Annotated in this window: 1 protein-coding gene; it reads left to right on the top strand. The window is 75.8% G+C overall.

Going from position 1 to position 17232, the window contains the following annotated elements:
• Positions 1 to 54: 54 nt before the first annotated feature.
• Positions 55 to 17208, top strand: a complete 17154-nt coding sequence (locus QFZ71_RS30130) for a type I polyketide synthase (protein ID WP_307671666.1) — start codon at positions 55 to 57, stop codon at positions 17206 to 17208.
• Positions 17209 to 17232 lie beyond the last annotated feature (24 nt).

Here is a 17232-nt window from a genome sequence, read left to right as displayed (position 1 = left end):
CCGGCCGGGTTCGGGACCGGCGACCTCGCGCCGTCAAGTGATTTCGGGGCATTCATGTCGGATACGTACACCGGTGGTTCCGAGGCATTCGCGATCATCGGGTACGCGTGCAGGCTGCCCGGCGCGCCCGGACCGGCAGCGCTGTGGGACCTGCTCGCCACGGGGACCGACGCGATCACCGAGACCCCCTCCGACCGCGCGCGCGTTCCCGGCGCCACCCGCGGCGGATTCATCGAACAGGCCGCCGACTTCGACGCCGCCTTCTTCGGCATCTCCCCGCGCGAGGCCGCCGCCACCGACCCGCAGCAGCGCCTCGCCCTCGAACTCGCCTGGGAGGCACTGGAGGACGCCCGCCACATCCCCGCCGACCTCGGCGGCAGCCGCACCGGTGTCTTCCTCGGCGCGATCTGGGACGACTACGCCGCCCTCCTGCACCGCGAAGGCGACGCGGGCCTCGACCGGCACTCCATGCCGGGACTCCAGCGCGGCCTCATCGCCAACCGCCTGTCCTACACCCTCAAACTGCACGGCCCCAGCCTCACCGTCGACGCCGGCCAGTCCTCCTCCCTGGTCTCCGTCCACCTCGCCTGCGAAAGCCTGGCACGCGGCGAGTCCGACCTGGCCCTGGCCGGTGGCGTCAACCTCATCCTGGCCCCCGACAGCACCGTCTCCGCCCTGCGCTTCGGCGGACTCTCCCCGGACGGCCGCTGCTTCACCTTCGACGAACGCGCCAACGGATTCGTCCGCGGCGAGGGCGGCGCGGTCGTCCTCCTCAAACCGCTGACCCGCGCCCTCGCCGACGGCGACCGGATCCACGCGGTCATCCACGGCAGCGCCGTCAACAACGACGGCGGCGGCCCCAGCCTCACCACCCCCAGCGCCGCCGCCCAGGAAGCCGTCCTGCGCGCCGCCCACGCCCGCGCCGGGATCACCCCGGACGCGGTCGGCTACGTCGAACTGCACGGCACCGGTACCCCCGTCGGCGACCCCGTCGAAGCCGCGGCCCTCGGCGCCGCCCTCGGCACCGCACGCACCACCCCGCTGCCCGTCGGCTCCGTGAAGACCAACATCGGACACCTCGAGGGCGCCGCCGGCATCGCCGGCCTGCTGAAGGCCACGCTCGCCGTCGAGCGGAACACCGTGCCGCCGAGCCTCAACTTCCGGTCCGCGCCCGCCGGCATCCCCCTGGAACGGCTGAACCTGCGCGTCCAGACCGAGGCGGCCCCCCTGGGCGGCGAGGGATTCGTCGGAGTCAGCTCCTTCGGCATGGGCGGCACCAACTGCCACCTGGTCCTGGGCCCGGCTCCCGCCCCGGCGGCCACCCCGGCCACCGCCCCGGCCCCCGAGGGCAGCACCCTCCCCGTCCCCGTGCTCGTCTCCGGCCGCACCGCGCAGGCCCTGCGCGCCCAGGCCGCCCGGCTCAAGGACGCGGTGGAGAGCGCCGGCCTGGACGTGGCGGACGTGGCGCACTCGACCGCCACCACCCGCACGCGCTTCGCCCGGCGCGCCGTGCTCCTCGCCGCGGACCGCGAGCAGCTGCTCGCACAGCTCGACGCCGTCGCCGCCGGACTGCCGGCGGCAGGCATCAGCGAGGGCACCGCCCGCACCGGACGCCTCGCCATGATCTTCTCCGGGCAGGGCTCGCAGTGGCCCGACATGGCCACCGAACTCCTCGACACCGACGAGGTGTTCACCCGCACCATCCACGCCTGCGCCGAAGCGCTCGCCCCGCACACCGACTACTCGCTCACGGACGTCCTGCGCCGCGCCGAGGGCGCGCCCACCCTGGACCGGGTCGACGTGGTGCAGCCCGCGCTCTTCGCCGTGATGGTGGCGCTCGCCGAGACCTGGCGGTCGCTGGGGGTCGTGCCCGACGCCGTCGCCGGACACTCCCAGGGCGAGATCGCCGCGGCCTGCGTGGCCGGCGCCCTGTCACTGGAGGACGCGGCCAAGGTGGTCGCCCTGCGCAGCCGGGCCATCGGCGCCCTGGCCGGGCAGGGCGGCATGCTCTCCGTACAGGCCGGGGCCGCACAGGTCCGCCCCTGGCTCGACGACGCACCCGCCCTCTCGATCGCCGCCGACAACGGGCCCACCGCCGTCGTGGTCTCGGGACCGGTCGACGCCCTCGACACCTTCGCGGCACACTGCGTGTCGCACGGCGTCGAGACCAGGCGCATCCCCGTCGACTACGCCTCGCACTCGGCACAGGTCGAACTCATCCACGACGAGCTGCTGGCCGCGCTCGCGGACATCGAACCCCGCACCTCCGAGCTGCCGTTCCTGTCCACCGTCACCGGGGAGTGGACCGACACGGCCGGCCTGGACGCCGTCTACTGGTACCGCAACCTGCGCTCCACCGTCGAGTTCTCCACCGCCGTGCGACGGCTGGCCGAGGAGGACTTCCGCTTCGTCGTCGAAGCCACCCCGCACCCGGTGCTGGTGGCCGCCGTACGCGACACCCTGGCCGAACTGGACGTGCCCGACACCGCGGTCGTCGGCTCACTGCGCCGAGGCGAGGGAGGACGCGCGCGGCTGCTCGGATCCGCCGCCGAACTCCTCGCCCACGGCCGGGACGTCCGTCTGCCCGCCCCGCCGGGTGCGGTCGTGGACCTGCCCACCTACGCCTTCCAGCGGGAGCGCCACTGGCGGCCCGGCACCGCGACCGCGCAGGGGAGCGGCTCCGGCGACCCCGCGCGGGACACCGCCGCCCCGGACACCGGCGCCGACACGGCCACGGACCCGGACGACTCCCTGCGCCACCGGCTGCGCGCCCTCTCCCCGCGGTCCGCCCGCGGCACGGTGCTGGAACTGGTCCGCTCCCACGCCGCCGTGGTCGGCGGCTTCACCGCGGCCGGGGACATCGACCCGGAGCAGACCTTCAAGTCCCTCGGGATCGCCTCCCTGACCCTGGTCGAGCTGCGCGACCGGCTCGCCGCCGCCACCGGGATCACCCTGCCGCCCACCTTCCTCTTCGACCACCCCACCCCGGCCGCGGCCGCCCACCGGCTGTGCGACGCGCTGCGCGGCGAGGACGCCGCCGCCCCGGCCTCCGCCGGACCCGCCGACGCCGCCGACCCCGTCGCCATCGTCGCCATGGCCTGCCGCTTCCCCGGCGGCATCGACTCGCCCGCGGCCCTGTGGGAAACACTGTCCCGGGGCCGCGAGGTCCTGAGCGGCCTCCCCGAGGACCGGGGCTGGCAGACGTCCCTGGCCGCCCTGGACACCCCCCTCCCCACGGCCGGCGGGTTCCTGGACGACATCGCCGGCTTCGACGCCGGACTCTTCGGCATCTCGCCGCGCGAGGCCGCCGCCATGGACCCGCAGCAACGCCTGCTCCTCGAAGTCACCTGGGAGGCCCTGGAACGGCTCGGCACCGCACCGGCCGACCTGCGTGGCAGCCGCACCGGCGTCTTCGTCGGAGCCACCGCGCAGGACTACGGCCCCCGGATGCACGAGCCCGCCGAGAGCTCCGAGGGCTACCTGCTGACCGGCACCACCGCCAGCGTCGCCTCCGGCCGGATCGCCTACGCCTACGGGTTCCAGGGCCCGGCGGTGACCGTGGACACCGCCTGCTCGTCCTCCCTGGTGGCCCTGCACCTGGCCGCACAGTCGCTGCGCGCGGGGGAGTGCTCCACGGCCCTGGCGGGCGGCGTCACCCTGATGGCCACACCCGGCGTCCTCGTCGAGTTCGCACGGCAGGACGGCCTCTCCCCGGACGGCCGCTGCAAGGCGTTCGGAGCACGGGCCGACGGCACCGGATGGTCCGAGGGCGCGGGCGTGCTCGTCCTGCGACGCCTGTCCGACGCCCTGGCCGACGGCCAGCCCGTCCTGGCCGTGCTGCGCGGCTCCGCCGTCAACTCCGACGGCGCCTCCAACGGACTGACCGCACCCAACGGCCTGGCACAACAGCGGGTCATCCGGGCGGCCCTCGACGCGGCCGGCCTGAAACCCTCCGACGTGGACGCGGTGGAGGCCCACGGCACCGGCACCAGGCTGGGCGACCCGATCGAGGCGCAGGCACTCCTGGCCACCTACGGACAGGACCGGGACGCCGAACGGCCCCTGTGGCTCGGGTCGCTGAAGTCCAACATCGGCCACACCCAGGCCGCCGCCGGCGTCGCCGGCGTCATCAAGACGGTCATGGCCCTGCGCCACGGCATCCTGCCCCGCACCCTGCACGCCGACGAACCCTCACCGCACGTGGACTGGTCGGCGGGCGCCGTGAAACTGCTCACCGAGAACGTGACCCTGCCCCCCGCGGACCGGCCGCACCGGGCCGGTGTCTCCTCGTTCGGCATCAGCGGCACCAACGCCCACGCGGTCATCGAGGCGGCACCCGAACCGGCCGCCCCGGACCAGGAGGACCCGGAGCCCGGCCCTGCGCTTCCCGTGCTCCTCTCGGGGCACGGCACCGCCGCCCTGCGCGGCCAGGCGGCCCGGCTGCGCGCCTTCCTGGACGCCGAACCGTCCGTGCCGCTGACCGCGATCGCACGGTCGTCGGCGATCACCCGCTTCCCTCTCGACCACCGCGCGGCCGTCTTCGCCGCCGACCGCGAGGAACTGGCGGCCCGCCTGGACGCGGTGGCCGAAGGCCACGACACGGCCGGCGTACTGCACGGAACCGCGACGACCGGACGCACCGGCTTCCTCTTCTCCGGCCAGGGTTCGCAGCGGCTGGGCATGGGCCGGGAGTTGTACGAGGCGTACGGGGTGTTCGCGGACGCGTTCGACGCGGTCTGTGCCCGCGTGGAGCTCGAACGGCCGCTGCGGGATGTGGTGTTCGGTGACGACGCCGGTCTGCTGGGGCGGACCGTCTACACGCAGGCGGGCCTGTTCGCCCTGGAAGTGGCCCTCTTCCGCCTCCTGGAGTCCTGGGGGGTCACCCCGGACGTGCTCGTGGGGCACTCGATCGGTGAGCTGGCCGCCGCGCATGTGGCCGGGGTGCTGTCCCTGGACGACGCGTGCACCTTGGTGTCGGCGCGCGGGCGGTTGATGGACGCCCTGCCGGAGGGTGGGGCGATGCTCGCCGTGGGAGTGGCGGAGGAAGCCCTGACGCTGCCCGACGGGGTGGACCTCGCCGCCGTCAACGGCCCCGCCTCGGTGACCGTCTCCGGGGACGCCGCGGCCGTCGCCGTCCTGGAGGAGCGGCTGCGCGGGGAGGGGGTCCGGGTCAAGCGGCTGGCGGTCTCCCACGCCTTCCACTCGCACCTGATGGAACCCATGCTCGCCGAATTCGCCACGGTCGCCGAGTCGTTGACGTACCACACCCCGCAGATCCCGATCCTCACCACCGCCCCCGGCGACCCGGCCACCCCCGCCTACTGGGTCGGACAGGTCCGCGAACCCGTCCGCTTCGCCGACGCCCTCGCCTCCCTCCGCGAGGTACGGACATTCCTCGAACTCGGCCCCGACGGCACCCTGTCCGCCCTCGTCCCGGCGGTCCTCGACGAGGCCCTCGCCGTACCGCTGCTGCGCCGGGACCAGGACGACACCGGGGCCGCCCACACCGCCGCCGTGCTGTGGACCCGCGGCGGGGCACCGGACTGGAGGGCCGTCGCCGGCACCGGCCGGGACACCCGCCCCGTCGAACTGCCCTCCTACGCCTTCCAGCGCACCCGCCACTGGACCTCCCGGACCTCCTCCGCCACCGCCCTGGCCGCCGCCGGCCTGGTCACGGCCGGACACCCCCTGCTGGGCGCCGTCGTTCCCCTGGCGGGCGAGCGCGGACTCGTCTGGACCGGCGCCGTCGGCCTCACCACGCACCCCTGGCTGGCCGACCACGTCGTCCACGGGCGGACCGTGCTGCCCGGAACCGCCCTGGTCGATCTCGCCCTCCACGCGGGAGCCGGCGCGGGACTGCCGGGACTCGCCGAACTGACCCTCCGCGAGCCCCTGATCCTGCCCGAACACGGTGCCGTCCAGCTCCAGATGACCGTGACCGACCGGACGGTCGAGATCCACAGCCGCCCCGACGGCGACCCCGGAGCACCCTGGACCACCCACGCCACCGGCGTCCTGGAACCGGCCCGCCTCCCCGGGGACACCCCCGCCACGGACGACCCCTGGCACCCCACGGGCACGGCCACCCCGCCCGGTTACGACACCCTCGCCGCGGCCGGCCTCTCCTACGGCCCCGCCTTCCAGGGCCTGCGCGCCGCCTGGCGCGACGGGGATACCGTGTACGCGGAGGTCGAACTGCCGCCAGGGCCGCAGTCCGTGCTGTACGACGCGGCGCTGCACGCGCTCGGCGCCACCGGCCTCCTCCGCGAGGACGGCGCGACCCTCCTGCCGTTCGCCTGGTCCGACGTGACCCGGCACGCCGTCGGCGCCACCACGCTGCACGTCACCCTGGTCCGCAACGGCCCCGACGCGTACACGGTCCGCCTCGCCGACCCGACGGGCGCGCCCGTGCTGACGGTACGCTCGCTCGCCTTCCGGCCCGTGACCGCCGAACGGCTCGGCGACGCCTCCTTCGGGGTGCTCTACGGCATCGACTGGACCCCCGCAGGCGACGGGAACCGCGAAGTACCGTTCGCGGCCCTGCCGGTGGGCACCACCGACCTCCTCGACACGCTCACCGCGGCAGGCCCCTTCCCCGCCCTGACCGCCCTGGCGGACGTGGAGGCCGCCCCCGGCACGCTGCTGGCCTGCGTCGGCACCGGCCCGGACCCGGCCGCCGGCGGCTCCGCCCTCGCCCGGCGCACGCACGACACGGTCACCGCCGCACTCGGCCTGGTCCGCGCCTGGGCGGACGACGAGCGCTTCTCCGACAGCCGGCTGCTCGTCGTCACCCGGAACGCCGTCGCCACAGCCGACGGCGAGAGCGTCGACCCCGCCGCCGCCGCGGTCTGGGGCCTGCTGCGGTCCGCACAGGCCGAACACCCCGGCCGGTTCGGCCTGACGGACCTGGACGGCACGGCCGCCTCGGCCGCCGCCCTCGCCGCCGGCCTGCCCCTGGACACCCCGCAGACCGCCCTGCGCTCCGGCACCCTGCTGACCCCCCGCGCCACACGGCTGCGGGCCGGCGCCGACCAGCCCTGGGGCCCGCACGACACCGTCCTGATCACCGGGGGCACCGGGGCGCTGGGCGCCCGCGTCGCCCGCCACCTGGTCACCGCACACCAGGTCACGGACCTGGTCCTGCTCAGCCGGCGCGGCCCCCAAGCGCCGGGCGCCGCCGACCTCGCCGCCGAACTGACCGCGCGGGGCGCCACCGTGACGGTCATCGCCGGCGACGCCGCCGACCGGGCCGACCTCGACCAGGTGCTCGCCGACCACCCCATCACCTCCGTCGTCCACACCGCGGGCGTCCTCGACGACGGACTGCTCACCTCCCTGACCCCCGAACGCGCCGCCGCGGTGCTGCGCCCCAAGGCCGAGGCGGCCGCCCTCCTCGACGAGGCGACCCGCGGATCCGGCCTCACCTCCTTCGTCCTGTTCTCGTCCGTGGCCGCCTCCTTCGGCACCGCCGGCCAGGCCTCCTACGCAGCGGCCAACGCCTTCCTCGACGGCCTCGCCGCCCGCCGCCGGGCCGAGGGCCTGCCCGCCGTCGCGGTGGGCTGGGGACTGTGGGGCGGCACCGAGGGCATGGCCGCCGGACTCGGCACGAGCGACCGCGCGCGCTTCGCCGCCCTGGGCGGCGCCCTCGACCCAGGCCGGGGCACCGGGCTGCTCGACGCGGCCGTGACCGCCGGGCCCGCCCACGTACTGGCGATGGCCGCCGAACCCGCCCCCGGCGACGGCCCCGTACCGCCGATGCTGCGGCACCTGGCCCGCCCCGCGCTCCGCTCGGCCGCCACCGCCCCGGCGGCGGACACCGGCGGCCTCGCCGCCCTGCCGGAACCCGAGCGCACCCGCGCCGTCGAGGAGCTGGTACGGACGACCGTCGCAGGCGTGCTCGGCCACTCCTCCGGCACCGGTGTGGACACCGGCCGGACCTTCAAGGACCTCGGGTTCGACTCCCTGACCGGCGTCGAACTGCGCAACCGGCTGGCCGCCGCCACCGGACTGCGGCTGGCCGCCACCCTGGTCTTCTCCCACCCCAGCCCCGCCGCGCTGACCGCCCACCTCCGCGAGGAGCTGAGCGGAACGGCCGCGGCCCCCGCCGTACCGCGCCGGCGGAACACCGCCGGAGCGGACGAGCCGATCGCCGTCGTCGCGATGAGCTGCCGCTACCCGGGCGGGGTGGACAGCCCCGAGGAACTCTGGCGGATGGTCCGGGAAGGCCGCGACGGCATCACCGGCTTCCCCACCGACCGCGGCTGGGACCTCGCACGCCTCCACGACCCCGACCCCTCCAGCCCCGGCACCACGTACGCACGGCACGGCGGCTTCCTGCACGACGCCGCCGAGTTCGACGCGGAACTGTTCGGCATCTCGCCGCGCGAGGCGCTCGCGATGGACCCCCAGCAGCGGCTTCTGCTGGAGCTCTCCTGGGAGACCTTCGAGCGGGCCGGCATCGACCCGGCCGCCCTGCGCGGCAGCGACACCGGCGTCTTCGCCGGCGTCATGTACCACGACTACGCGGCGGCCGCCGAGGCCGTTCCCGAGACCGAGGGCTACCGGGCCACCGGAGGCGCCGGCAGTGTGGTGTCCGGCCGGATCGCCTACACCTACGGGCTGGAGGGCCCGGCCGTGACGGTGGACACCGCGTGCTCCTCGTCCCTGGTGGCCCTGCACCTCGCCGCCCGGTCGCTGCGTGCGGGCGAGTGCTCGATGGCCGTCGTCGGGGGCGTCACCGTGATGTCCACCCCCAGTGTGTTCGTGGACTTCAGCAAGCAGCGGGGACTCGCGCCCGACGGACGCTGCAAGTCGTTCTCGGCGGACGCGGACGGCACCGGCTGGTCCGAGGGCGCCGGTGTGCTGCTGGTGGAGCGGCTCTCCGACGCACGGCGCAACGGACACCCCGTGCTCGCGGTGGTGCGCGGCTCGGCCGTCAACCAGGACGGCGCGTCCAACGGCCTCACGGCACCGAACGGCACCTCGCAGCAGCGGGTCATCCGCGCCGCCCTCGCCGACGCCGGCCTGACCCCCGGCGACGTGGACCTGGTGGAGGCGCACGGCACGGGCACGAAACTCGGCGACCCGGTCGAGGCGGAGGCCCTGCTGGCCACCTACGGACAGGACCGGGACGCCGAACGGCCCCTGTGGCTCGGGTCGCTGAAGTCCAACATCGGCCACACCCAGGCCGCCGCCGGCGTCGGCGGGATCATCAAGACGGTCATGGCGCTGCGCCACGGCGTCCTGCCCCGCACCCTGCACGCCGACCAGCCCTCGCCGCACGTGGACTGGTCGGCCGGGGCGGTGGAACTTCTCACCGAGGAGCGGGAGTGGCCTTCGGCCGGACGCCCCCGACGCGCCGCGGTCTCCTCGTTCGGGATCAGCGGCACCAACGCGCACACCATGATCGAACAGGCGCCGGACGAACCTGCCCCCCTCCCGGCCCCCCGGATGCCGGACACCCTCGTGCCCTGGGTGCTGAGCGGCGCCTCGCCGGAAGGGCTGCGCGCCCAGGCGGCCCGGCTGCGCGCCACGGCCGCCGCCGAGGAACCGGCCGACGTCGGGCTCTCCCTGGCGACCCGCCGCGCGGCACTGGAGCACCGGGCGGTGGTGCTGGGAACGGGACGCGAGGAACTGCTCCACGAACTCGACGCACTGGCGGCGGGACGCGGCAACGCACCCACCGCGGCCGCGACGACCGGACGCACCGGCTTCCTCTTCACCGGCCAGGGCTCGCAGCGGCTGGGCATGGGCCGGGAGTTGTACGAGGCGTACGGGGTGTTCGCGGACGCGTTCGACGCGGTCTGTGCCCGCGTGGACCTGGAACGGCCGCTGCGGGATGTGGTGTTCGGTGACGACGCCGGTCTGCTGGGGCGGACCGTCTACACGCAGGCGGGCCTGTTCGCCCTGGAAGTGGCGTTGTTCCGCCTCCTGGAGTCCTGGGGGGTCACCCCGGACGTGCTCGTGGGGCACTCGATCGGTGAACTCGCCGCCGCGCACGTGGCCGGGGTGCTGTCGCTGGACGACGCGTGCACCTTGGTGTCGGCGCGCGGGCGGTTGATGGACGCCCTGCCCGAGGGCGGTGCGATGCTCGCCGTGGAGGCGGCCGAGGAGACGCTGGAGCTGCCCGACGGGGTCGAACCGGCAGCGATCAACGGCCCCACCTCGGTGACCGTGTCGGGGGACGCCGCGGCCGTCGCCGTCCTGGAGGAGCGGCTGCGCGGGGAGGGCGTCCGGGTCAAGCGGCTGGCGGTCTCCCACGCCTTCCACTCGCACCTGATGGAACCCATGCTCGCCGAATTCACCACGGTCGCCCAGTCGTTGACCTACCACACCCCCCGCATCCCGGTGGAAACCACCGCCCCCGGCGACCTCGCCACCCCCGCCTACTGGGTGGGACAGGTCCGCGAACCCGTCCGCTTCGCCGACGCGGTACGCCGCGCCCACGAGGCGGACACCACCCGATTCCTCGAACTCGGCCCCGACGGCGCCCTGTCCGCCCTCGTCCCGCACCTCGTCGAGGACGCGACCGCCGTCCCCGCCCTGCGCTCCGGCCACGGCGAGCACACCACCCTGCTGCGCGGCATCGCCGAGATGTACGTGCACGGCGCCCACGTCGCCTGGGACAGGTACGTCGCACCGCTCGGCGGCCGCGCCGTCGAGCTGCCGACCTACGCCTTCCAGCACCGCCGCTACTGGCCCGAGACCGCGGCCGACGACGGCACCACGGCCCCCCGCGAACGGGCCGAGGCCGGATTCTGGACGGCCGTGGCCGGGCGCGAGGTCGACCGGCTCGCCGACACCCTGGGGCTGCCCGACGACGAGACCCGGCGCGGGCTGGCCGGCCTGATGCCGCACCTCGCCTCCTGGCACGACCGCCGGCGCACCGAGGCCGCCGTCGAATCCTGGTACTACCGTGCGGTCTGGCGACCCGTCGCCCCGGCACCCGCCGTCCTCGACGGCGTCTGGCTCGTCGCCGGCCCCGACCGCGCAGACGACCCGGACAGCCCGACCACCCAGGTCGCCGACGCCCTGCGCCGAAGCGGCGCCACCGTCCTCACCCTGCCCGACCCCACCGCCGACCGGACCGCCCTCGCCGACCAGCTGCGTTCCCACGGCGAACTCGCGGGCGTCGTCTCCCTGCTGGGAACCGACACCGGCGCCCTGCACACGGGATCGGCCCTCGGCCGGGGGCTCGCCGCCACGCTCGCCCTCACCCAGGCCTGCGCCGACGCCGACGTCCCGCTGTGGGCCCTCACCCGCGGCGCGGTCTCGACCGGCCGCGCCGACGGCCCTCCCGACCCCGCCCAAGCCCAGATCTGGGGCTTCGGCCGCGGCACGGCCCTCGAACTCCCGCACGTCTGGGGCGGACTGATCGACCTGCCCGAAACCCTCGACGCCCGCGCCGGGAACCGCCTCTGCGCCGTACTCGCCGCCCGCGCCGCACAGCCGGGCGACGAGGAGGACCAGGTCGCCATCCGGGCCGAAGGCGTCTTCGCCCGCCGCCTCGTCACCGCCGTACCGACCCCCCCGGCCACCCCCGCCCCCCGCACCGGCGGCGGCACTGTGCTGATCACCGGCGGCACCGGCGCACTCGGCGCCCAGGTGGCCCGCCTGCTCGCCGAGCGCGGCCACACCCGGCTGCTCCTCGTCAGCAGGCGCGGACCCCAGGCGCCCGGCGTCGCGGAACTGACCGCCGAACTGGCGGCAGTGGGCACCACCGCCACCGCCGTGGCCTGCGATGCCGCCGACCACGACGCCCTGGCCGCCCTGCTCGACCGGATACCGGAACAGCACCCGCTCACCGCCGTCGTCCACGCGGCCGGCGTGCTCGACGACGGGGTGCTCGACGGCCTGACCCCCGAACGCTTCGAACAGGTGCTCCGGGCCAAGACCCTCGCCGCCGAGAACCTCGACACCCTCACCCGCGAACTCCCCCTCGACGCCTTCGTCCTCTTCTCGTCCTTCACCGGCGCCGTCGGCACGGCGGGCCAGACCAACTACGCCGCCGCCAACGCCCACCTCGACGCACTCGCCGAACGCCGCCGCGCCCGGGGGCTGCCCGCCACGTCCATCGGCTGGGGGCCGTGGGCCGAGACCGGCATGGCCGAGGACGAGGCCCTCACCCAGCGGCTGCGCCGCTCCGGACTGTCCCCCCTGCCACCCGACCTCGCCGTCACCGTCCTGAGCCGGATGCTCGGCGGCGCGGCCGCGGACGGCGAGGGAACGGCCGCCGTCGTCGTCGCGGACGTCGACTGGACACGGTTCGCCGCCGGCTTCACCGCCGCCCGGCCGAGCCCGCTGCTCCGCGAACTCGCCCCCACCGCAACCCCGGACAGCGCCGACGACTCCGGCGGCGCCACCGGCCTCGCCGCGCGCCTCGCCGCCGCCGGCGAGGGCGAGCGCCGCCGGATCTCCGAAGAACTGGTGCGCACCCTGGCCGCCTTCGTGCTGGGCCACGGCACGGCGGCCACCGTCGCACCCGACAAGGCCTTCCGCGACCTGGGCTTCGACTCACTCACCGCCATCGAGCTGCGCAACGCCCTGCGGGCCGCCACCGGACTCCCGCTCCCGGCCGGCCTGATCTTCGACCACCCCACACCGGCCGCCCTCGCCGCCCGGCTGCGCGCCGAACTGACCGGAGGCGCCGAAGCGGCCGCCCCCGCCGCCGCGTCCCCGGGCCTCCCCGCCCCGCCCGCGTCGGAGGACCCCGTCGCCATCGTCGCGATGGGCTGCCGGTTCCCCGGCGCGGCCACCCCGGAGGAATTCTGGGAGCTGCTCTCCCAAGGCCTCGACCTGGTGGGCGACTTCCCCGCCGACCGGGGCTGGGACCTGCGCGACGCCCCCGACTTCGCACGCCGCGGCGCCTTCCTGCCCGACGCGGCAGGCTTCGACGCCGACCTGTTCGGCGTCTCCCCGCGCGAGGCGCAGGCCATGGACCCGCAGCAGCGGGTGATGCTGGAGACCTCCTGGGAGACCTTCGAGCGGGCCGGCCTGGACCCCGCCTCCCTCAAGGGCAGCCGCGTCGGCGTCTTCGTGGGCACGAACGGCCAGGACTACGCCGGGCTCCTCCCCACCACCGGATCGGGGCTGGAGGGCCACGTGGCCACCGGCAGCGCGGCCAGCGTGCTGTCCGGCCGGATCTCCTACACCTACGGGCTGGAGGGGCCGGCCCTCACCGTGGACACCGCCTGCTCGTCCTCCCTGGTCGCCCTCCACCTGGCGGCACAGTCGCTGCGCTCGGGGGAGTGCTCCATGGCGCTCGCGGGCGGCGTCACGGTCATGGCCGCGCCCACCGCGTTCGTCGAGTTCGCCCACCAGCGCGGCCTGGCGGCCGACGGCCGCTGCAAGGCCTTCTCCGCCGACGCCGACGGCACCGGCTGGGGCGAGGGCGCCGGACTGCTGCTGCTGGAGCGGCTCTCGGACGCCCGCGCCCACGGCCGCCGCGTGCTGGGGGTGCTGCGCGGCAGCGCGGTCAACCAGGACGGCGCCTCCAACGGACTGACCGCACCGAACGGCCCCTCCCAGCAGCGGGTGATCCGCGCCGCCCTGGCCTCGGCCGGACTGTGGCCCTCGGAGGTCGACGCGGTGGAGGCCCACGGCACGGGCACGAAGCTCGGCGACCCCATCGAGGCGGAAGCGCTCCTCGCGACGTACGGCAAGGACCGTTCCGAACCCCTCTACCTGGGTTCGGTGAAGTCCAACATCGGCCACACCCAGGCCGCCGCCGGCGTCGCCGGCGTCATCAAGATGCTCCTGGCGATGCACCACGGCGAACTGCCCCGCACCCTGCACGCGGCACACCCCTCCCCGTCCGTCGACTGGGACACGGGCAGGCTGGCCCTTCTCACCGAGACCACCGCGTGGACGCCGCGGGCCGACCGGCCCCGCCGGGCGGCGGTCTCCTCGTTCGGGATCAGCGGCACCAACGCCCATGTCGTCCTGGAGCAGGGCGATACGGCCGCACCCCCGGCGCCCGCCCAGCACTCCGTACTGCCCTGGGCCTTCTCGGCCCATTCCGAAGCGGCACTGGAAGCCCGCGCGCAGGGCCTCATGAACCTCTGCGACGACCCGGATCTCTCCGCCGTCGCGGTGGGCCGGACACTCGCCACGACGGGCCTCGGACTGGCCCACCGAGCCGTCGTGCTCGCCGAGGACGCCGCGGGATACTCCGACGCCCTGGCGGCGCTGACGACGGACGAACCGTCCGCCCGGGCCATCCGGGGAACAGCCCGCGAGGGATCCACCGCCCTGCTGTTCTCCGGCCAGGGCTCGCAGCGGCTGGGTATGGGCCGGGAGTTGTACGAGGCGTACGGGGTGTTCGCGGACGCGTTCGACGCGGTCTGTGCCCGTGTGGATCTGGAACGGCCGTTGCGGGATGTGGTGTTCGGTGACGACGCCGGTCTGCTGGGGCGGACCGTCTACACGCAGGCGGGCCTGTTCGCCCTGGAAGTGGCCCTCTTCCGCCTGCTGGAGTCCTGGGGGGTCACCCCGGACGTGCTCGTGGGGCACTCGATCGGTGAGCTGGCCGCCGCGCATGTGGCCGGGGTGCTCTCCCTGGACGACGCCTGTGCTCTGGTGTCGGCGCGCGGGCGGTTGATGGACGCCCTGCCCGAGGGCGGTGCGATGCTCGCCGTGGAGACGGCCGAGGAGGACCTCGTACTTCCCGACGGGGTGGACCTCGCCGCCGTCAACGGCCCCACCTCGGTCACGGTCTCCGGCGACGCCGCGGCCGTCGCCGTCCTGGAGGAGCGGCTGCGCGGGGAGGGGGTCCGGGTCAAGCGGCTGGCGGTCTCCCATGCCTTCCACTCGCACCTGATGGAACCCATGCTGGCCGAATTCGCCACGGTCGCCGAGTCGTTGACGTACCACACCCCGCAGATCCCGATCCTCACCACCGCCCCCGGCGACCCGGCCACCCCCGCCTACTGGGTGGGACAGGTACGGCAGCCGGTCCGCTTCGCCGACGCGGTGCGCCGCGCCCACGAGGCGGGTGCCACCCGGTTCCTGGAACTCGGCCCCGACGGCGTCCTCAGCGGCCTCGTCCCCGGCGCGGTGCCCGCGATGCGCCGCCGCCGCCCGGAGGCGGAGTCCCTGCTCGCGGCCGTCGCCCGGCTGTGGGTCGAGGGGGCCGCCGCGAACCTGGCGGCGGTGTTCCCCCACGCCCCGACCGCCACCCTGCCGCCCTACCCCTTCCAGCACACCCGCTTCTGGCCCGAAACCGCCCCGGCCGGGCGCCCCACCGCCTCCGAGGAGGGGCAGTACGAGGTGCGCTGGGTCCCGGTGGCCGAAGAGACCGCCCGGCCGACCGGCACGTGGTTCCTCATCACACCGCCCGGCGAGGACGACAGCACCCCCACCGGTGCCGACGACATCAGCCGTGCGCTGCACCGCGCCGGCGCGCACACCCTCGTCATCCCCGGAGACACCGACCGCACCGCCCTCGCCGCCCGGCTCCGCGCCGCGACGGCGAAGACCGCCCCGGCCGGTGTCCTGGCCCTGCCGCCCGCCCCGGGCCCCACCGCCCTGCCCTCCGTCGTCGCCCTCACCCAGGCACTCGACGACGCCGGTGTGGCGGGCCCGCTGTGGTGCGCCACCCGAGGCGCGGTGCGGGCCTCCACCGACGACCCGGCACCCGACCTCGACCAGGCGGCCGTCTGGGGCTTCGGCAGGGTCGCGGCCCTGGAGATGCCCCGCAGCTGGGGCGGCCTGGTCGACCTGCCCGCCCCCTGGGACGACCGGACCGGCCCGCGGCTGGCCGCACTGCTCGGCGCCGGCGGCCCCGAGGACCAGGTGGCGATCCGCCGCACCGGTGTCCTGGGCAGACGCCTCGTGAACGCCCCCGGCAACGGCGACCGCACGGCCCACGCCTGGCGGCCCACCGGCACCGTACTGATCACCGGCGGCACCGGTGCCCTCGGCGCGCACACCGCCCGCCTCCTCGCCCGGCAGGGCGCGCCGCACCTGGTACTCGTCGGACGCCGCGGCCCCGAAGCACCCGGCGCCGACGACCTCACCGCCGAACTGACCGCCCTCGGCAGCCACGTCACCCTCCTCGCCCGCGACGTCACCGACCGCGCCGCCCTCGCCGGGGTACTGGCGGGCATACCGGAAGAACTCCCGCTCACCGCCGTCGTCCACGCGGCCGGCACGGTGGACGACGCGGTGATCGGCTCCCTCACCCCCGACCGGGTCGCGGACACGCTCCACACCCGCCTGGCACCCGTCCGGCACCTCGACGACCTGACCGCGGACCACCCCCTCGACGCGTTCGTGCTGTACACCTCCTTCGCCGGAGTCGTCGGCAACCCCGGTCAGGCCGCCTATGCCGCGGGCAACGCCGCGCTGGACGCCTTCGCCGAGCGGCGCCGGGCCGCCGGCCGCACCGCCACGGCCCTCGCCTGGGGACCCTGGGCCGGAACGGGCGTCGGCGCCGGCACCGCGGCCGGCGAGCAGCAGCAGCGCACCGGCGTGACACCACTGCCGCCGCAGGAGGCCCTGCCGGCCCTGGAAACGGCCCTCGCCGAACAGCGGACCACGCTCTGCGTGGCCGGCATCGACTGGAGCCGCTTCGGCCCCGTCCTGGAAGCCGGGCGCGGCGGGCGGCTGCTCGACCTGCTGCCCGCCGCACCCCGCCCCGCCCCGCCCGCCCCCGACCGGCACGGGCCGTCCCTGGCCGAACGGCTGGCCGGAGTCCCGCAGGCGGAACAGGAACGCATCCTGGTCGACCTGGTGATCTCCCGGACCGCCGCCGTACTCGGCCACAGCACCCCGGCCGCCATCGACCCGGACCGGCAGTTCCGCGATCTGGGCACCGACTCGGTGATGGCCGTCGAACTGCGCAACCTGCTCGACGCCGCCACCGGCCGGACCCTGCCCGCCACCCTGGCGTTCGACCACCCGACCCCCGCCGCCCTCGCCACCTACCTGCGCGGGCTCCTGGCGAGCGGCCCGGACCCGGCCGCCCGGGCGGCCGGGGGGAGCGCGGTCGCCCGGCTGGAGAAGCTCGAGGCGGCGCTCGCCGAGACCCCGCCCGACGACGAGGAGACGACGCTCCTGCTCACCCGCCTGCGCGACCTCGCCGACCGGCTCGGCGCCGCGGCGACCGTGCCCGCCCGGCCCCGGCCCGAGACCGCCGGCATCGACCTGGAGTCGGCCAGCGCCGACGACCTCTTCGACCTCATCCACAACGAATTCGGCAAGTCCTGACGCCATGTACGGTCCTGCCCGCTG

The organism is Streptomyces sp. V2I9 (assembly GCF_030817475.1).
Taxonomy (GTDB): Bacteria; Actinomycetota; Actinomycetes; order Streptomycetales; family Streptomycetaceae; genus Streptomyces.
The sequence above is the reverse complement of the archived record's forward strand: the minus strand, read 5'-3'. Positions and strand labels throughout refer to the sequence as shown.